This window comes from Candidatus Hydrogenedens sp. (assembly GCA_035378955.1).
GTDB lineage: Bacteria > Hydrogenedentota > Hydrogenedentia > Hydrogenedentales > Hydrogenedentaceae > Hydrogenedens.
On sequence record DAOSUS010000058.1, the window covers coordinates 1 to 18,602 of the forward strand.

Below are 18,602 nucleotides of genomic sequence, written 5' to 3' on the forward strand. Positions count from 1 at the left end.
ATACATTTATCCTATAAATAATTGTAAAGAAAATGAAATTTTAACACTACATTATAAAATCATAGATGCCCATAAAAAATATGAAAAAATAATGCAAGAGAAAAAAGAATGACAGGAAATAAATTGTTAGAGATAAAAATTGAAAAAGTTGTAAATGGGGGATATGGTTTAGGAAAGATAGATGGTTTGGTTCACCTCATTCCCTTTGCATTTCCCGGAGATGTTGTTTTGATAGCACCAATTCAAAAACAGAAGAACTTAGTTTGGGCAGAAATAAAAAGCATAATTAAAGAATCTCCATATAGAAAAGCAAAATTGTGTCCACAAATGGGAAATTGCGGAGCCTGTATGTGGGGAATGTTAGATTATCATAAACAAATCGAACTTAAAAAACAATTGATAGAAGAAAATATTGAGAGAAGTTTAAAAGGGAAAAAAGTAAATGTAGAAATAATCTATGACGAAAATAATCAATATCATTATAGAACACGGGTTATATACCATGGAGATGGGAAAAATTTGGGATTTTTTAAGTTTCATACAAAACAAATAGTTGATGTATCCCAATGTGTGATAACGAACAAGGAAATAGAAACAATAAGAAGAAAATTAACACAAAATAATATACATAAAGATATATGCATAACAATAAATCCAGATACAAATAAATATATGCTATATCCACCGTATATAAACAAATATATGTTTAATGACAGCAATAATCATCAAATAAAAATAATGGATAACTCTGAAGATTATTTCCTCTATGAGAATGTCCCTATTGTAAATGGATGCTTTTCACAAAATAGTCTTATACTTAATAAAATATTAAAAAATGAGGTCAAAAAGATTATAAAGAATGACCAAAAAATATTAGATCTATATTGTGGTAGTGGCAACTTTACAATAGATTTAGATAAGGAAAGATATGTTGTCGGAATAGATATAGACCCTATTGCTATAAAAAGAGCGAAAGAATTTACAACATTTAAATATCAAGTCGGCGATGAAAATGAGATGCGTAAATATTTAATGAATGAAAATTGGGACACGGTTTTACTTGACCCTCCAAGAACAGGAGCAAAAAAATTAATTCCTTATTTAAAAGAAGCGAAATCAAAAAAAATCGTATATATTTCTTGTGAGACTGTAAACATGTGTCGAGATATAAAAGAATTAAGTCAAAAGGGATGGACAATAGAAAAATTAATCGGTGTAGATATGTTCCCACATACCCCACATATCGAAAGCATAGTAATATTAAAAAGATAAAAATACCCCGCAGGTAATATATTCTATTGTGGGTTATTATTGTTCACAGCGGGATTTTTTAAAGAAATAAATATCTTGTCGTATTTATATGTAATTTGAATGTTTGGACATGCCGTTGCGAAATCTGTTTGTAAAAATTTATAGAGCGATGTTCCTGCAGGAATATCAAAACTCTTTTTTCTCTCTTCAGGTGGTATAGTTCGGATGGACTCATCAATTTCGAGAGTAACCCCAGCTTTTTGTGTTAATTCTCCAAGAATTTTGAGTAATCCTTCATCTTTATAAGATATAACCGTGTCAGAAAGTGGTGCCCTCATTTTTTGATTAAACTCCTGAGATAATTCCTCTCCCGGGATAACATTTTCATCCGGTTTTTGTGAAGATAAAATATCTTTTTGTAGTTTATTTTTTAAGGGATCTATATTGTCGTATTCAATGGATTTTATTAACCGTCTTGGCAACAATAAAAGTTCAGAATTTTCGCTAACTTGAACTTCTATTTTATCTGGAAGTTCACGAAGTACCTGAACGCCACTCATTTTTTTTCCCGACTTAAAATAAATAATATCCCCGGGGAGGACAACTTCACTTTCAGAAGGAGTTTGGTCTCCAGTATCTTTTTCTGTTGATGCTTGGGGGGGAGGAGAAGTATCGGAATTATTTTCTGGTTTGTCTTGTTGTCCATATAAGTATAAAGGAACAAATAGAACTACAAAAACAACAAAGATTACTTTTTTTACATTACTTCTCATATTAAAAGTCCTTATGTCAATTAATTAGTTAAATATATTTTATATTTAAGTTTTATTAATTGTCAACAGTGTTACATTTTTAATTTTCTGATGTATAATTTAAGTAAGAGGAAAATTTAAAGTATGTTGAAAATATTGATTATAAGCGATAGCATTTTAGCAGAGCCTATAGTGAGTGAATTAGAAGCATTAGGGCATGAAGTTACTCATTTAAATAACATCGATTATGCTAAAGAACATATATTCCATAATCATTATGACATTTTATTGTTGGATTATAAAGAAGCATTAAAATTATCAAATGAGGAAGTCTTTGAAATAAGATACTTTTCCCACATACCCTATGAATTGCCTATCTATGTATTAACAGAAAATGATAAAAACAAAATAAATATCGAAAAGAAAATCATTTACTCAGGAGTATTTCCCTATACCCACAGTTTAAATATGATAAATGAGTTTATAACTCATTTCCAACCTCTGAATACTTATGATTGATTAAAATGTATATCCAACCCCAAAACCTAAAAGATTAGTTCCTTCATTATCATCTTTTATATTTGCATTAGATATATGACCAAATCGTAATAACATATCCCAATTAGGACAAAATTGATAACCAATACCAATGGCTGAATAGAAATTAATATTGGAATCATTTCCTTCAAATTTATTTTCATTCAGACAAACAACTTCATGTAATTCCGTAAAAAATCCTTTTTCCTGATTCTTCTTAAAATAAATTCTTAAAGCACCACCGGCTCCAAATCCTATTATGTCTTCTATATTTCCTTCCTGTATATAACCAAAAACGGGCAAAAGCCTTAAAGATAAGGTTGTTCGAGGTGAAAGTTCCTTCTCAATATCAACAGTGGAAGAAATTAAAACACCATCTGCATCATTACTATCATGGGCTATTCTAAAAGAAGAACCCATTTCTAATCTAAGTTTTAAATTGCAGTTCTTTGCCTCACATGTTTCATCGGAGAATACATACAGAGAAAAAGAACAAATAAAGATTAAAGTAATAAAAAAAATCAGTTGTAAAGAAATAATTTTTTGCATAGCATTACCTTTCTTTGTTTCTTTTTTATAAATATTTTGTAAATAATATAACAAAATTAATACTTATGTCAATAATTATTTGATTAAGAAAACCAATTTTTTAATATTTCGGCAAGGCGTGAAGGCTTTTCTTGAGGAAAAAAATGACCAACTTCTGGAATTTTCAATAAATAAGCGTTCTTCATTTGTTTTAATTGATAATTACTTAAAGGCAACAGTTCACTATTTTTACCGTAAATTAAAAGAACGGGTGTATTTATTTTTTTTAATCGTTCAAACCATCCAGAAGGATTACCATACAAATATTGATATGATTCTATTTCTGGGCTACATTTTAAATAATATTCACAACTCTTACTATTTATAAATCCATGTTTTTTATATATATTCCAAGCCTCATTATCCCAATTCTTATAGGGCTGTTTTTTTCGTAATATTGCTTCAATTTGTTCTTCGGATTCAAAATATCCGCGTCTTTTTCGGGCAATTTCTGACATTTTCATTTTACGAAAATCAAAATTTTCTGGACCTAAAATAGGTTCTATTAAAGCAATTCTTTTCCATAAAATGTATTTTTGGGTCTTAACAACAGCCTGTGATAAACATGCGGAACCAAATGAATGTCCAACACCAAATATACAATCGGAATTTGTCAACTCTCTTATATATTTAATTACAGCAATTAAATCAGATAGATGTTCATTCCAATCATACCATTCCAATTCTAACGGTTTCGATGAGTCTCCATGACCTCTGGCATCAAAAGCGAAGCAATGATACTTTTCCCTTAAAGGTGTAATGACGCTATGCCACAATTTTCCCAGCCCACCCGTGAAATGGCAAAAAATTATAGGCAGTCCTTTGCCACCAAAGTCATATATAGATAGTCTTATAGAAGAATTAATGGGTAAAAAAAATTGTTTCATAAGATAAAAATTTTCATTGTGAATAAATTTTTTTATATTATAAAAAACTAAAACAAAAGAAGGATAGTTATATGAGTAATAACAAAATTACACGCAGATTTTTTATCGGTAGTGGGTTAGTTGGAACATTTACACTTCTAAATGCAGAAAGGGTATGGGCAAAAAAAGAAGAGCCAAAAATAAATGTAGGTATGCAAAAATCAGAAACAGTTAAGGAAGATTCTTATACATTAAAGATTTCGGGAAATCCGAAATCTATACAATTATTGCAAGTAACGGATATACATTTTAATCCATATCGTAGAGATAAAAAGGTAGATGAAACAACAAGAGATATTATTAAAAAATTATTGGACCTCACACAACCCCATTTATTAGCAGTTACCGGTGATGTATGGAATGAAAATGCTTTTGGGAGAGGCTTGATGTATTTAGAACAAGCGGCAGAATTTATTGCTTCTTTAAACATTCCTTGGCTTTACACATGGGGAAATCATGATATGTTATCGGACTATGCAAAAGGACATGATATTTTAGCCACAACTAAAAACTCTATGTATCGAGGTGGAATTAACGAAGGAAACTACCATGTGATAATTGAAAACGAATCCAGTCAAAAATTATGGAGGATTGTATGTTTGAATAGCAATAGATACGGATTAATGAACGAGCAAAGGCAATGGATTGACCAATGGTGCACCAAAAATACAGAACTTATACCGACATTTATGGCTTGTCATATTCCAATTTATCAATACCATACTATATGGGAAAATAAAATAGCCTCAGGCGTAAAATTCGAAAATGTCTGTTATGAAAAAGAACAGGGTGAATCATTAGCTTTTCTAAAGAAAATTCCTGGACTTAAAGCATGTATTTGTGGGCATGACCATGTAAATGATTATTCGGGCGTTATTGAAGATGTTGATTTAATCTATGGACGCGCAACAGGAAAAGGGGGATATGGCTCCGATAGCGTTCCTAAAGGCGGTAAACTTTATTCTCTATATCCATCTACTGGTGAATATGATTGGGTATCCATTACACCAAACAATAAAAGATGGCACCCTGTAAAAGGGACACAAATAGAAAAAATAGAAGAACTTCCCTGGCAAGACGAACTCGAGAAAGAGTAGAAACTACTTTATTGAATTATCCCCGTTATATGGATTATGAATGACAATAACAGGATGAGCTACTATCCCTTTTTCTGTTTCGCGAATAAGAAATTCTACATCTTGACCTATATACAAATCCTGATAATTATGATTAGATAGCGCAGAGAAATGGAAAAAAACATTATTGGGAAAATCAGGAGATGAAATAAATCCATATCCTTCTTTCAAAGAATGAATTTTCCCTTTAATATATGACTTCACATAATTGTTTTGGGGTTCTTCTTTTAATTCAAAAAATAGACTTAATATTTCAGGGTCATCTTTCTGCAAACCTTCTTCAATTAACAAGTGCATTTTCAAAGGATAGGTGGAGATATTTAAAAGTTCTGTTGATGTTAATGTAGATTGTTCCATTCCGGTTTCATCGGTATATTTAAAATCCCATCCTAAAATCATAACTTTTGCACCTGCTGATTGTGCTTTCTTTACAAGTGGAATAAAATCAGCATCTCCTGTAATTAAGACAAGTATATCCAATTCTTTATGAATAACAGATTCATAGGCTTCTAATGCAAACCATACATCAATACCTGTCTCATGTCGCTTATCACTTTTTGTTTTAATAGGCAAATAGTGCGTAACTATACCTTCACTCATTAAAATATCCTCGAAAACACGCTCTGAATAAAGTCTTCCTTCAAGTTCGGCATCTTTAGCCGATAATCTACCCCTAAAGAAATGAGCGGTTACAATATGTACATAGCGTCTATTCGTATTTTCAAATTCTGCAACTCTATTGCGAATAAATTCATGCAATCCACCAATAGACATTCTCTTTCGAGGTGGATGAACATATCTATAGTAGGTGCTTACATGAAAAAAGAAATTACCGTCGTAAAAAATGCCAATTTTTTTGATATTTTTGTTTTCCATAATATTATTTTATGTTTTTATTTATTGTGTTTATATATAACCTCTCGTATTGAGGTATTATTTTATCAACACTAAAATATTTTCTTACTCTTTCTATACTTCTTTTACCAATATCTTTCTTTAATTTCTTGTCAAATAACACTTGAATTGCCCAATCTGCCATAGTTTCAATATCACCTACTTCACATAAAAAGCCTGTTTCTCCATCTACGATTAATTCTTGTATTCCACCACTTTTAGTAGCAATAACTGGAACTCCCGACGCCATGGCTTCTAATGCAACCATTCCAAAACTTTCATGTTCACTGGGTTGTATTACCAGATCGGCATGAGGTAAAAGCTCCTCAATATTGTGATAATTTCCTATATATTTTACCTTATTTAATATCCCTAATTGTCTTGCAACTCCAACAGAGGAAACTTTTTCAGGTCCCTCTCCAACCATGATTAATTGGGCATCCATCTTGTCAGAAATTTTTTTGAAAACACGAATTACATCCGTAACCCTTTTTACAGCTCTAAAATTGGATATATGCATAATAACTTTTTTATCTTTTTCAATAAAGGGAATACGAGCCTTATTCTTTATAGTAAAACGCGATAGGTCTATAAAGTTATAGATAGTATGAATAGGTTTTGATAAATGAAATTCCCGTTCTGTTTCGTGTTTTAACCAATTAGATACTGCTGTTATTGCACAACTATGTTCCATTGCATATTTTGTTATTCTGTATAATGATGGGTCTGCACCTACAATAGTAATATCCGTTCCATGAAGAGTCGTTATAAGACAAAATTTTAATTCCTGGGGGAGCATTTCTTTTGCAAGTAAGGCAATACTTGCATGAGGTATTGCGTAATGTGCATGCCATAACTGAATGTTATGTTCTTCTACAACTTCGGCAATTCGTGACGCCATAGCCAGATAATAAGGAGGTTGATTTAAAACAGGATAATTTACAGGTTCTACAATATGACAGAAAACATTCTCAAGATTATCCCTTAGTCGAAAGGGAATATTGTCTACAACAAAGTGAACCTCATGTCCTCGTGAAGCAAGTGCTAAACCCAGTTCCGTTGCTACAATACCACTTCCACCCGTTGAAGTATGACAACTAATACCAATCTTTAATTTTTCTTTGTTAATTTTCATATTAAATAATTATTTTAAGTGATGATAAATTTATAGGTTCTATAGTATAAATTGTTTCTGCAAAAGATACATTAATTTTACTACCCCAATATGCACATCGGTCACGAATACTATTCCAGAACCTTTCTGAAGAAATAAAAGTTTGATTTCCCTTATATTCTGGATTAAAAAATTGTGAACGATGAGCCTTTAAGGCATCTATCTTTATATCATAATATTCTGAAATGTCAATTATGAAATCAGGGGATTTTACTTCGTAATATGGGTAATAAAATAGTAATGTCGGACAACGATAAGGTTCATGTTCTGTTTGTATTTTAAACAAACCAGAGAAATAATTGGCTTCTTTTATTAAAAAATGCGCATGGTGATGGTCAGGATGTTTATCCTCTCTCATAGTGGCAAAGATAATTTTAGGACGATATTTCCTGATAGCATAAATTACAGACAGTCTTTGTTCCGGAGTGTTTTGAATCTTTGAATCTTTTAAGCATAAATTATCTCTAATAGATATCCCAATTATTTTTCCAGCTTCTTCTGCCTCTTTTTTCCTCTCTTCAACAGTTCCCCGCGACCCCATTTCTCCTTGTGTTAAGTCAACAATACCTACTTTCAAACCTTTCCGAACACATTTTGATAAAATTCCAGCAATTCCCAATTCAACATCATCAGGGTGAGCACCAAATGCTAAAATGTCTAATTCATTCATAACTCCACGATACCTATATCAAAATTTGTAATATCTATTTTATTCATTATCATTTTTGTAAAGTCATAATTGTATTCAGGTATAAAAGAAAAAGGAGAAAAAAATCGTTCCTGTTCCAGACCATTCGGGAAAATTGTGTTCAATATATAATAAAGATGTTTTTGAAATATTTCATTTTTATTTCTCTGGGATTTGATAAAATTTTCAATCAATTTTTGTGCCTCGATTTCTATTTTTGATAGATATATTTTATGATAATTATCTAAAGAATTGTCGTTAAATATTGCAGATAAATCATCAAAAAATAAACTTGCATTATTTATAAACTTATTTTTCGCTTGTTCTATTTCTTCATTTTGACTGTCAGGTATAAAGTAATAATTCCTTCCCTTTATTTTATCGTAGGTTTGAGGTAAATTATGTATGTCTATATTTAGCTCAGAAAGCCACTTTTTTATTTTTATAGGCAACAATATAAACCTGCTACGAGGATATACAATAGGCATTGGCAATTTAAAGAATTTAAACAAATCTTTCAATTGAGCCCAGTATGCAACTTCAGCAGGTCCACCTATATACACAACACAGGGAAAAATCATTTGTTGATAAATACATCTTAGTAAAAGATTGGGAGAAAATCGTTCTGGTTCATAATGTAATATATGTTTTATCTCAGAAGCTGTATATTCCTTTTTAGATATTTCAGAATAAAAAATACCATTCTGGAATGTAATTTTACTTCTATAATCATTTTCTTCAAGAAAAAAGAAGGCATTATCAGGGAGCTTATGCACCTGAGGTTTGTATCCCATTTCTTTTAAAAGATTTGTTGCTTTCTTAAAATTATCAAATAATAAGGAATGATTATCAATAGATATTTCGATAAGTTCCTGTAATATCTTGAAATCTTTTGTTTTGTGAGGTTCAAACCAACAAAGGTTTTCTTCTTTAAATATTTGTTTAAGAATACTTACAGTCCAATCCGAAAGAGTATCGCATGAAGATAATGAATTTAAAAGAAAATCTTGCCATTGATAAATAAACTCTGACCCTTTAACATGCCTGAAAATTTCAGGTATTTGTTTTTGAAAATAATTTTTATCCAATTTTAATTTATATAAAGGTTTTCCCTTCTCAGAATTATCGGGGTTAAACTTAAAAGGAAATATTTCATAATTATAAGTTAAAAAATTCGTAGAACATACTTCCTCCCAGTCATGGTCCCATGAATGAACCCAAAAAACGGGCTTTATTTTCTTCCCATATTTGTTATATAACGATAAAGATAATTTTATAGAAGTAACTATCTTATAAATAGTATATAAAGGTCCAGTGAAAATAGCCGGCTGTTGTCCTGTAATAATTACAGGAGATAAGTTGTTGCTTTTTTCTATTGAGATATAACTATTAATGAACTCATGAATTTTTTCTATTCCATCAGCAGGTAACCAAGGGAAAAATGGTCTTAACTCATTTTTTGATAATAAAAAATCACGAAACAGATTATTCATTCTTTTCCCCAATAATTATAAGTCTTGGACTTTCTTCTGTATACGGTTCTCCATTATAATCGCCATATATCTTTTGGATAGATAAACTTTGTGATGAAAATATGCTGGATATCTCATCAAGACTATATACCTTAACCTTTTCTATATATGATTTTATCAATTGAGTATTTAAATAAATGAACACTTCTTTTTTAAGTTCATTTTTGTTTTTATTATAATAACGCTTTTCTTTTATTATATAGGATTGATATATCTTTTCTGTTTCCATATTTGTTATTTTTTCAACCTGTGCGGGATTTAGATAATCGAAAAAAAATGTCCCTTTATTTTTCAGAACAAAAGAAACCTGTTCTATTTGCCGAATATTCTCTTTATCTTCATCAAAATATCCAAAACTTGTAAAAAAATTCAAAACTATATCGAAACTTTCTTCAGAAAAAGGCAAATATCGGACATCCCCTCTAACAAGTGATATTTTAATGGGTAAAAAATTCTGTGCTTTTTTTAATAGGTATAAGGATAAATCAAATCCTACTAAAAAGGATACTTTGGGATACAAAAAAAATAAATGCCTACCATAACCACAACATAAGTCTAATATTTTTTGATTATACTGAAAGTTTAATTTGGAAAGAACAAACTCTACTTGTTGCTGGGCTTCTTTTTCATCTCTATGTTGATAAACAATAGGGTACCATTCCTCAAAGGCATTTGTATACCATTCTTGATTATTCATAAAGGTATATTAAATAACATGCACTTTAATAAGGTTTGTTGGGCAAGCCACAGATAAAGGATAACCTGCGACAATTATTACCATATCACCTCGTTTCACCAATTTTTTCGTTATTAGAGTTTTTTCTACAGCAAGAAGCATATCCTCAATAGATTGGACTTCAGGAAGTTTTATAGCCTGAACACCCCAGAAAAGGGAACATTGTCTCGCTACATTATCATTAGGAGTTAACGCATATATAGGAACTTTAGGGCGGGAATTGGAAATAGCCATAGCGGAATAACCTGAATAGGTAAAACAGGCAATAGCCTTTGTATTCAGTGTCATCACCAATTGTTTTACTGCTTTACCGGATGCTATAGCAGTGTCTTCAATCTTGCTGTGAAATTTTTTATTATCTTGTTTCAAAGATGTCGATTTACACATCTCATCTAAAGGACACTCAAAATAACTCTGGTCTTTCTCTACACAACGGATAATTTTATCCATAACTTCAACAGTCGATATGGGATTTTTACCCGTTGCTGTTTCTGCAGACAACATAACGGCATCGGTTCCATCAAGAACTGCATTAGCCACATCCGACATTTCAGCACGAGTGGGTATAGGATGTTCTGTCATTGATTCAAGCATTTGTGTCGCTGTAATAACAGGAATTCCAGCAATATTACATTTGCGTATAATTCTTTTTTGAACCATGGGGACTTCCTCTAATGTTGTCTCCACTGCAAGGTCTCCTCGAGCAATTAACAAAGCATCCGATACCTCTATAATACGGTCAATACATTGTAATGCTTCAGGTCGTTCTATTTTTGCAATAACTTTAGCAGTGCAATTTTTATCCTGTAATCTCTTTTTTACTTGAATAACATCTTCGGGTGTTCGAACAAAAGATAAAGCAAAATAATCAGCACCTAAACTAATTCCAAAATCAAGGTCGTCCCAATCCTTCTCCGTTAATGATGGAAGTTTAATGGGAATTTCAGGTAAATTCATTCCTTTTCTTTCACCCAAAATACCCCCTCTTATAATTTCACATTCAACTTCCGGAGGATGAGAATTAATTACTTTAAGTTCCAAAGTTCCATCGGCTAAAAGTATTCTATTCCCTGGTTTTACCTCTTCCGGTAAATGGGAATAGTCCGTAGAGATAATTTTATTATTCCCTATAACCTGTTCTGATGTAATAATTATATGCTCACCACGAATTAATTCGATAGGTTTATGATTTTCCAACAACCCTGTTCGAATTTTAGGCCCTTGCAAATCAAATAAAATGGCGATATCTTTTCCTAATTCTTTACAGACAGAACGAATTTTTTTATACATTTCCTTATGATAGTCATGTGTCCCATGAGAAAGATTTAGTCTTGCTACATCCATCCCCGCATTGATAAGGGCTTTAATGATAGTTTCATCATTTGTAGCTGGACCCATCGTGCAAACAATTTTAGTTCCACGCATAAAAAATCCTTTATTTTATAGATTTAATTAAAGAAAGGTTAAAATATTTATGGTCTCACTATGACCAGTCTTCAAATGCGTTGTAAATAGCTTGGATGGATTTATTCAAATCAGATTCATCTACACCGATTAAGATATTCATTTCAGAAGAACCCTGGTCAATAACACGGATATTCACCTGTGCTTGTGCAAGTGCAGAACATAATCTTGCAGCAACTCCAATATGATGGTTCATGCCCAAACCCACAGTAGCAATCATTGCAAGACCCTTTGTAATACTAACATCATCCGTATTACATCTTTTCTTAATTGCATCTACGATTAATTGCCCCTTGTTTCCCAATTCATTATTACGGATAATTACAGACATTGTGTCAATACCTGTTGGCATATGTTCCCAACGAACATCAAACTCATCAAGGACTGATAAAACTTTCAAACCAAAACCTCTTTCTTTATTCATAAAGGTCTTTTCAATATTAATCATACTAAACCCGCCCAAACCAGCAATTCCACACACAGGACCTTTGGGTAGTCTGCTTTTAACAATCATCGTGCCTGGATTATCAGGTTCATGTGTATTTTTAATATGTATGGGTGTGCCTGTTTCAAGAACAGGAAATATAGATTTATCATGTAAAACCGTTGCACCCATATAGGATAGTTCCCTTAATTCCTGATAGGTTATTTCCTCTATTCTTTTTGCATTAGGAACAATTTTAGGGTCAGCCATACGGAAACCATTAACATCCGTCCAATTTTCATATAGAATAGACTTACTTGCTCGGGCAACAATAGCACCTGTAATATCACTACCCCCTCTTGGAAATGTCTTTATACTACCATCAGGCATTGAACCGTAGAAGCCAGGAACGACAAAAAGCCCCGACCCTTGCAATTGTTCACCCAGAATATCGTATGTTTTTGTATCCAAAAAACCCGATTCGGTAAAGAAAATAGATTTTGCAGGTTCTACAAATGTTGCACCCAAATATTCCGCAATAATTTTTCCGTTTAGATATTCTCCTCTTGAGGCCATATAATCAGGTGTATCAAAGATACCTGCATTTCGGGCTATCTCATCTATTTCTTTATTTATATCAATGTTTAAAGAAAGTTCCGATACAATTGTATTAAACCGTTCTCTAATAATCTTTTCAGGTTCGGATGCATCCAAACCTTCATGGGCAATTTTATACCATAGATATAAGAGGTCTGTAATCTTTTTGTCATTAGGGTTTCTTTTCCCGGGAGCAGAAGGAACAATATATCTACGATTATTTGATGAAAGTATTATTTCTTTCACTTTTTTTATACAATTTGCATCTGCAAGTGATGTTCCACCAAATTTACATGTAATTGCACCCATAGTAATTCCTTTTTGTTTTTGTTAGTTATTATTACAATTAGGGAATTATATCACTAAAAATTCGTCTTAAATCGTTCCAACTCACCAACAGCAGAAGTAATATAATTATAACAAATCCCATTTGTTGAATTCGTTCTTGTATTTTAGGACTAAGCGGCCTTTTCATTAAAGATTCAATAGTCAATATAAAAACAAGACTACCGTCAAGTATTGGTATAGGTAGTAGATTCACAACAGCAAGATTTACACTTACCAGAGCCATTAAACCTAACAACCAATCTATCCCCATATTCGCCGCTTTTGATGTAGCATCAAAAATCATTATGGGTCCACCCAAAACTTTAGGACTAACCCTACCTACAATTAAACCCTTTAAAACAAGTATTGTCTGTCTTAAATCGTCATAACCTCTCTTAAATGCTTCGGGTATCCATTGCGAAACAGGATAGTTTACCTTTACTAATTTTTCTCCTAAGGCTACTCCTATCGCTTGCACAGGGTCTAATGTAACCTTTAAATTTAATGTGGAGGATTTTTCAAGAAGCCCGAATAAAACCGGTGGACGATATACATCTAATTCAATAGTTTCTCCTGCATGTTCTCTTTCAAATTGATGAAGTTTTTCAATGGTAAAATATTCTCCATTAATCCTTCTGATAACATCTTTTCTTCGCAAACCAGTCTTTTTTTGAATTTCCGATTCTATATCTACAACAATTAACCCTTTTTTATCTTCTTTGGAATTCGATGCTTCTACCAAACTAATTCCGCGTAATCTCCCAACTGTGGCGGGAACAACCTGTAAATTTTGTTTTTCTCCATTCCTTATAATCACAAGGGAAATAGGATGATTGGGTGGGGCTTTTTCTGTTAATTCTACAAAAGTTGTTCGGTCAACAGGAATTCCATTTGCAGAAAATATTATGTCTCCTTCTTTCAATCCAGCCTTTTCTGCAGGCATACCTTTGATAATTTCTTTTAATAAAGCAGAATAAAAAGGACCTACGCCATAACGAGGAAGTTCACTCCCTTCAATAATCTCCGGTTTTATAAAAGAAATATATTTTTTTATTGTCCCATCCGAATATTCCCTTTCAATAACTACTTTATGTTCTTCCGAAGAACCACCTAATGTAGCATTAACAAACAAATCACTAAATTTTCTTACGGTATTTCCATTAATAGATAAGATACGGTCTCCTGTTTTCCAACCTATTTCATCGGGATTTTCTGTATAGTCTTTTCTGTCATTTTTTGTTTCATCATATATAAAAAGTGGGGCATGAGATGCAGGACTATTTTCCTCAACCTTCCCTATTTTTGAATTAACTTCCATTTCAGGCATTAAAGTTCCTTTAGAAATAAGGATGATATAAATAATAATAGCAAGAACAAAATTCATGAAAGGTCCACTAATAATAACAATATATCTTTGCCAAAGAGGACGGAACTTAAACCAGCGTTCTTGTGGGACATGTCCATAAGTCTCTTCTCTTTCTTTTTCATCTAAAGGGACATCTTCCTGCCCTGCCATTTTTACATACCCACCTATAGGCAAAGCTCCAACACAATAATCTGTTTCTCCTATCTTAATACCGAATAATCGTGGAGGCATGCCAATACTGAACTGGTCTACATAAATATTGCAAAGTTTGGCGGATACAAAATGGCCTAATTCGTGGACGAAGATTAAAATACTTAATACAATGATAAATACAAATATACTGAATAGCATTACATTATCCTATCTTTATGTTAAATTTTTAATTATTTCATTAGATTTTTTTCTTACTTCTTGGTCAATGCTTAATATTGTCTCTAAATTATAATCATTAAAGTTCGTATATGAATTTTCTTCAAGTGTTTTTGCAACAATCCGATATATATCAGTAAAACGAATTTTCCCTTCACAAAAAGCCTGAACCGCTACTTCATTAGATGCATTTAATATAGTAGGTTGCAAGCCTCCTTTTTGGGCAACAGCTCTTGCTAATTTTAAACAAGGGAATTTTCTTTCATCTGGGTAATCGAAACTCAAGTTAGACAATTCCTTAATATTGATTCTTTTTAACGGCTTTAATGCCCTTTCTGGATATGTAAATGAAAATAAAATGGGTAATTTCATATCCGTAGGTCCCAGATGTGCAAGCATATTACCATCTGAAAATTCTACAAGTCCATGAATAATACTTTGTGGATGTATTACAACATCAATTTTATCTTCTCCCAATCCAAACAACCACATGGCTTCAATAATTTCCAAACCCTTATTCATTAATGTAGCAGAATCAACGCTAATTTTTTTACCCATATTCCAAGTAGGATGTTTTATCGCTTCCTGCGGGGTTACTTCCTCAAGTTCCTTCACAGACTTATTGTAAAAAGGTCCTCCCGATGCCGTTAAATAAATCTTTTCAATTGTATTTATATCCTGTCCTATCAGACATTGGAATATGGCACTATGTTCGCTATCTACCGGAATGAGTTTTACAGAATAACTATTTGCTTTCTGAGTTATTAAATGTCCTGCCATTACTAAAGGTTCTTTATTGGCAAGAGCAAGATCATTTTTACTTTCTATGGCTGTTAATAACGGTTCTAAACCCACAGCCCCTACAATAGCACATAAAACAATATCCACTTTAATAGAGGAAATTTGTTTTAATCCTTCTAATCCCGAATATATCGTTATATTATTAAATTCATGTTGAAGTTCGTGAATGTGCTTTGTATCAAATACAGATATAAATTGCGGTTTAAACTCTCTTATATGTTTCTTTAACAAATCAATATTAGAATATGCAGATAGCCCTACAACCTGAAAGTATTCCGGAAAAGAACGGATAACCTCTAATGCACTACGACCAATAGAACCCGTAGAACCTAATATAGTTATTTTTTTTTGTTTTATTGGATGCGATTGCATAAATAAAATATATTAAACTATAGAAATGATATTTTTAAATTTTGTATTAATTCTTTCTTTAAGTATGCTTCGAACCTCTTTGGAAGAAGAACATTTCAATATCTTTTCAGAAAACTCTGTCGCTTCTGTATATGTAATTTTAGTTATTAATGCCCTAATTTGCGGAATGGATACACTTGACATACTTAAACTATTTAAGCCTAAACCAATGAGTAACTCTGTAAACAATGGGTCGCTTGCCATTTCTCCACAAATGCTGCAAGCTATATTGGCTTTTATAGCAGATGAAACGGTCATTTTTAACATACGAAGTATAGATGGATGTGCAGGGTCATAAAGATGAGCAATGTTTTCGTTGTTCCTATCAACAGCCAATGAATATTGTATCAAGTCATTTGTTCCAATACTAAAGAAGTTACATTCTTTGGCTAATTCATCTGCAATTAAAACAGCTGCAGGAATTTCTATCATAATCCCAATTTCAGGTTCTTTATTAAAAGGGATTTGTTCTGATGTCAGTTCATCTTTTACCTCTTGTAAGATTTTTTTAACATCACGAAGTTCTTCAATACTACTTATCATGGGAAACATAATCTTTATGTTTCCATTCGCTGCGGCACGCAACATAGCTCGAAGTTGTATTTTGAAAAAATCTTTATGAGCAAGACAAAAACGAACTGCTCTACATCCTAACTGCGGGTTTTGTTCCTTAATGAAATTTGTATAACTTGCTAATTTATCGCCTCCGATATCAATAGTTCTTAATATAACAGGTAAAGGATTTAATGTTTTAGCAACATATAAATATTCTTTATATTGTTCTTCTTCTGTAGGTGGTTCTGTTTTATTCAAGAATAAATACTCTGTCCTATATAATCCTATACCTGCTGATAAATGTTTTACATTATCATCTACTTCGTTTGGAAGTTCAATATTGGCAAGAACAGATATTCTTCTACCGTCTTCTGTTTGGGAAGGATGAGATATTATCCTTTTTTCATATTGTAAAAATCGTCTGGATAATTGGATTTTTTTCTGTCGCAATTTAAGAATAGTATCCGAGGTAGGATTAATATATAGTATCCCTGAAATAGCATCAACGGCTGCCCCTTTTATAACAGCAGTATAACTATTAAATAGATTGCTTACTCCAACAATAGTAGGTATTTTCATTGACCTTGCTAATATGGCTACATGGGAAGTAGTGCTACCTCTTTCAAGAACTATAGCACGAATTTTTTCAGGATGTAAACGAGCGGTTTCTGAGGGAGGTAAATCCACAGATAAAAGAATGCAGGGCTTTTTTATGTTATCAAGGTCAGGCCGTTTCTGCTCTAAAAGATTTCGAATAATACGGTCAATAACATCAATAACATCTGCAGTCCGTTCCTCAATAAACGAGTTACCCGTAGATTTTATATCTTTCGAGTATTTTTGGGCGATGTCATACAAAACAGATTCTGCATTCAGCAACTCCTCGTGAATTCGCCTTTTCAATTCAACCAATATTGTCTCGTCTTCAAGAAGCATTAAATGTGCATCGAAAATACCTGCTTGTTTCTTACCAAAATTCTCAAGTGTTTTCTGGTATAGGAGTGTTAATTCCTTTTTGGTTATGTCTATAGCAGATTGAACTCTCTTATATTCATCTCTGGGATTTTTTATCTTAAAGCGGGGGACATTTATAGTTCCGGGGTCATATACAAGTGCTTCGCCCCAAACAATTCCGGGTGATACAGGTATTCCATGATAAACCTTTTCCATTTATTCTTCTCCGAACCCACTTTCAAATATCTCTTCCAATTCTTTTAAGGCGGGCTGTGCATCTTTCCCTTCTGCAATGGCTATAATTTCTGCATCTTTTGGGGCGCCTAAACTTAATATTTGCAGGACACTTTTGGCGTTTCGACGATTTCCATTATAAACAAGATAAATATGGGCATCATATTTCTGCATAGCACGCACAATCATAGCCGCAGGGCGTGCATGAACACCTAAAGAATTAACGACTTTAATTATTTTCTCTGTTCGATTGTTATTCATATCAGATTATAACGATTTAATATTTACCTTTATATTTATTTCAACATTAGAACCTGGGTAATATACATTTTTCCAACAAGGAATTAATACATTTCCTTGATATACTCTTTCCTGACCATTTTCCGATTGACTTACGGTTTCTATCGGAAAATTAAAAATCCTTGCTTCTTTATCAAAAAGAAACTCTATTTCCAAACCTTGCCATTCATCTCTAATAGATATATGGCTTAACCCTATTTCATCTCCTATATCCCCCAACTTACGCACAGAGAGAATTTTATCTCTGGAATAAAGAAAACGGTCATCAGCGGAACCTGTTAGGAGATTAAAACACCACTCTGACCCAAAATATCCTTCAAATTCTCCCGTAGAATTATTAATAATGCTATATTTTACCTCAAATGAAACCTCTTTTTCATTTTTGGAGGAAGAAAGAGCAAATACTTTTATAACATCAACATTCCATTTCAAATCACTTATAGAAACAATTCCTTTACCTGTAAAGGAAATCTTTGAACCATTACATTGATGCTCATAATTATCTTTACATAATGACCACCAATCAACATAATTGTTTTTTCTCAAATCTTCAATAGATATATTTAAAGGCAAAAAATGGTCCCTC

18 protein-coding genes are annotated in these 18,602 nt (G+C 32.2%); 3 read left to right on the forward strand and 15 right to left on the reverse strand.

The features are described from left to right. Window positions 1-108: 108 nt before the first annotated feature. The gene (locus PLA12_10845; protein ID HOQ32995.1) at window positions 109-1,272 is read left to right on the forward strand and encodes a methyltransferase domain-containing protein; all 1,164 of its coding nucleotides are present in this window, start codon (window positions 109-111) and stop codon (window positions 1,270-1,272) included. Between the two features lie 23 nt (window positions 1,273-1,295). On the opposite strand, the gene PLA12_10850 is transcribed toward PLA12_10845, so the two are convergent. Continuing rightward, complete coding sequence (locus PLA12_10850) at window positions 1,296-2,024, reverse strand: hypothetical protein (GenBank protein HOQ32996.1); 729 nt, start codon at window positions 2,022-2,024, stop codon at window positions 1,296-1,298. Between the two features lie 123 nt (window positions 2,025-2,147). Between PLA12_10850 and PLA12_10855 the strand changes: the two genes are divergently transcribed. Beyond that, the gene (locus tag PLA12_10855; GenBank protein ID HOQ32997.1) at window positions 2,148-2,522 is read left to right on the forward strand and encodes a hypothetical protein; all 375 of its coding nucleotides are present in this window, start codon (window positions 2,148-2,150) and stop codon (window positions 2,520-2,522) included. On the opposite strand, the gene PLA12_10860 is transcribed toward PLA12_10855, so the two are convergent. Both PLA12_10860 and PLA12_10865 read right to left on the reverse strand, forming a co-directional pair. After that, a complete protein-coding gene (locus PLA12_10860) occupies window positions 2,523-3,089 on the reverse strand; it encodes an acyloxyacyl hydrolase (GenBank protein ID HOQ32998.1) in 567 nt (188 codons plus the stop codon). It abuts the gene before it with no gap. Window positions 3,090-3,172: 83 nt separating this feature from the next. After that, window positions 3,173-4,015 (reverse strand): alpha/beta hydrolase, encoded by an 843-nt coding sequence (locus PLA12_10865; GenBank protein ID HOQ32999.1) that lies wholly within the window; start codon window positions 4,013-4,015, stop codon window positions 3,173-3,175. A gap of 71 nt (window positions 4,016-4,086) precedes the next feature. Between PLA12_10865 and PLA12_10870 the strand changes: the two genes are divergently transcribed. Then, a complete protein-coding gene (locus tag PLA12_10870; protein HOQ33000.1) occupies window positions 4,087-5,151 on the forward strand; it encodes a metallophosphoesterase in 1,065 nt (354 codons plus the stop codon). 3 nt (window positions 5,152-5,154) lie between these two features. On the opposite strand, the gene PLA12_10875 is transcribed toward PLA12_10870, so the two are convergent. The 12 genes from PLA12_10875 to PLA12_10930 all read right to left on the reverse strand — a co-directional run. Continuing rightward, window positions 5,155-6,066 carry an NYN domain-containing protein gene (locus PLA12_10875; GenBank protein ID HOQ33001.1) on the reverse strand — a complete coding sequence of 304 codons (912 nt, stop codon included), beginning with the start codon at window positions 6,064-6,066 and terminating at the stop codon, window positions 5,155-5,157. 4 nt (window positions 6,067-6,070) lie between these two features. Next, complete coding sequence (gene bshA, locus PLA12_10880) at window positions 6,071-7,219, reverse strand: N-acetyl-alpha-D-glucosaminyl L-malate synthase BshA (GenBank protein ID HOQ33002.1); 1,149 nt, start codon at window positions 7,217-7,219, stop codon at window positions 6,071-6,073. 1 nt (window position 7,220) lies between these two features. Continuing rightward, window positions 7,221-7,928, reverse strand: coding sequence for a bacillithiol biosynthesis deacetylase BshB1 (gene bshB1 / locus PLA12_10885; protein HOQ33003.1), 708 nt, complete (start codon window positions 7,926-7,928; stop codon window positions 7,221-7,223). Continuing rightward, window positions 7,925-9,439 (reverse strand): bacillithiol biosynthesis cysteine-adding enzyme BshC, encoded by a 1,515-nt coding sequence (gene bshC, locus PLA12_10890; protein ID HOQ33004.1) that lies wholly within the window; start codon window positions 9,437-9,439, stop codon window positions 7,925-7,927. Before bshC ends, bshB1 begins: the two co-directional genes overlap by 4 nt. Then, window positions 9,432-10,175 (reverse strand): class I SAM-dependent methyltransferase, encoded by a 744-nt coding sequence (locus PLA12_10895; GenBank protein HOQ33005.1) that lies wholly within the window; start codon window positions 10,173-10,175, stop codon window positions 9,432-9,434. The genes bshC and PLA12_10895 overlap by 8 nt, the downstream gene beginning before the upstream one ends. 9 nt (window positions 10,176-10,184) lie before the next feature. Next, entirely contained in the window at window positions 10,185-11,639 is a 1,455-nt protein-coding gene (gene pyk / locus PLA12_10900) for a pyruvate kinase (protein HOQ33006.1), read from the reverse strand. Between the two features lie 58 nt (window positions 11,640-11,697). Next, a complete protein-coding gene (locus tag PLA12_10905) occupies window positions 11,698-13,008 on the reverse strand; it encodes an aspartate kinase (GenBank protein ID HOQ33007.1) in 1,311 nt (436 codons plus the stop codon). A 37-nt stretch (window positions 13,009-13,045) separates the two neighbouring features. Continuing rightward, window positions 13,046-14,743 carry an RIP metalloprotease RseP gene (gene rseP / locus PLA12_10910; GenBank protein HOQ33008.1) on the reverse strand — a complete coding sequence of 566 codons (1,698 nt, stop codon included), beginning with the start codon at window positions 14,741-14,743 and terminating at the stop codon, window positions 13,046-13,048. A 15-nt stretch (window positions 14,744-14,758) separates the two neighbouring features. After that, window positions 14,759-15,934, reverse strand: a complete 1,176-nt coding sequence (locus PLA12_10915; protein ID HOQ33009.1) for a 1-deoxy-D-xylulose-5-phosphate reductoisomerase — start codon at window positions 15,932-15,934, stop codon at window positions 14,759-14,761. Between the two features lie 12 nt (window positions 15,935-15,946). After that, on the reverse strand, window positions 15,947-17,698 hold the full coding sequence (gene ptsP, locus PLA12_10920; protein HOQ33010.1) for a phosphoenolpyruvate--protein phosphotransferase: 1,752 nt from the start codon (window positions 17,696-17,698) through the stop codon (window positions 15,947-15,949). Beyond that, window positions 17,699-17,977 (reverse strand): HPr family phosphocarrier protein, encoded by a 279-nt coding sequence (locus tag PLA12_10925; GenBank protein ID HOQ33011.1) that lies wholly within the window; start codon window positions 17,975-17,977, stop codon window positions 17,699-17,701. A gap of 6 nt (window positions 17,978-17,983) precedes the next feature. Then, window positions 17,984-18,602, reverse strand: a 619-nt coding sequence (locus PLA12_10930; GenBank protein HOQ33012.1) for a DUF1926 domain-containing protein, incomplete at its 5' end; no start/stop codon positions are given.

Excerpts from the sequence above, each read along its gene's own strand:
- PLA12_10850 (HOQ32996.1), bottom strand. The coding sequence starts at position 2,024 with ATGAGAAGTAATGTAAAAAAAGTAATCTTTGTTGTTTTTGTAGTTCTA.
- PLA12_10895 (HOQ33005.1), bottom strand. The coding sequence starts at position 10,175 with ATGAATAATCAAGAATGGTATACAAATGCCTTTGAGGAATGGTACCCT.
- pyk (HOQ33006.1), bottom strand. The coding sequence starts at position 11,639 with ATGCGTGGAACTAAAATTGTTTGCACGATGGGTCCAGCTACAAATGAT.
- PLA12_10860 (HOQ32998.1), bottom strand. The coding sequence starts at position 3,089 with ATGCAAAAAATTATTTCTTTACAACTGATTTTTTTTATTACTTTAATC.
- rseP (HOQ33008.1), bottom strand. The coding sequence starts at position 14,743 with ATGCTATTCAGTATATTTGTATTTATCATTGTATTAAGTATTTTAATC.
- bshB1 (HOQ33003.1), bottom strand. The coding sequence starts at position 7,928 with ATGAATGAATTAGACATTTTAGCATTTGGTGCTCACCCTGATGATGTT.
- bshC (HOQ33004.1), bottom strand. The coding sequence starts at position 9,439 with ATGAATAATCTGTTTCGTGATTTTTTATTATCAAAAAATGAGTTAAGA.
- PLA12_10845 (HOQ32995.1), top strand. The coding sequence starts at position 109 with ATGACAGGAAATAAATTGTTAGAGATAAAAATTGAAAAAGTTGTAAAT.
- PLA12_10865 (HOQ32999.1), bottom strand. The coding sequence starts at position 4,015 with ATGAAACAATTTTTTTTACCCATTAATTCTTCTATAAGACTATCTATA.
- PLA12_10905 (HOQ33007.1), bottom strand. The coding sequence starts at position 13,008 with ATGGGTGCAATTACATGTAAATTTGGTGGAACATCACTTGCAGATGCA.
- ptsP (HOQ33010.1), bottom strand. The coding sequence starts at position 17,698 with ATGGAAAAGGTTTATCATGGAATACCTGTATCACCCGGAATTGTTTGG.
- PLA12_10915 (HOQ33009.1), bottom strand. The coding sequence starts at position 15,934 with ATGCAATCGCATCCAATAAAACAAAAAAAAATAACTATATTAGGTTCT.
- PLA12_10855 (HOQ32997.1), top strand. The coding sequence starts at position 2,148 with ATGTTGAAAATATTGATTATAAGCGATAGCATTTTAGCAGAGCCTATA.
- PLA12_10870 (HOQ33000.1), top strand. The coding sequence starts at position 4,087 with ATGAGTAATAACAAAATTACACGCAGATTTTTTATCGGTAGTGGGTTA.
- PLA12_10925 (HOQ33011.1), bottom strand. The coding sequence starts at position 17,977 with ATGAATAACAATCGAACAGAGAAAATAATTAAAGTCGTTAATTCTTTA.
- PLA12_10875 (HOQ33001.1), bottom strand. The coding sequence starts at position 6,066 with ATGGAAAACAAAAATATCAAAAAAATTGGCATTTTTTACGACGGTAAT.
- bshA (HOQ33002.1), bottom strand. The coding sequence starts at position 7,219 with ATGAAAATTAACAAAGAAAAATTAAAGATTGGTATTAGTTGTCATACT.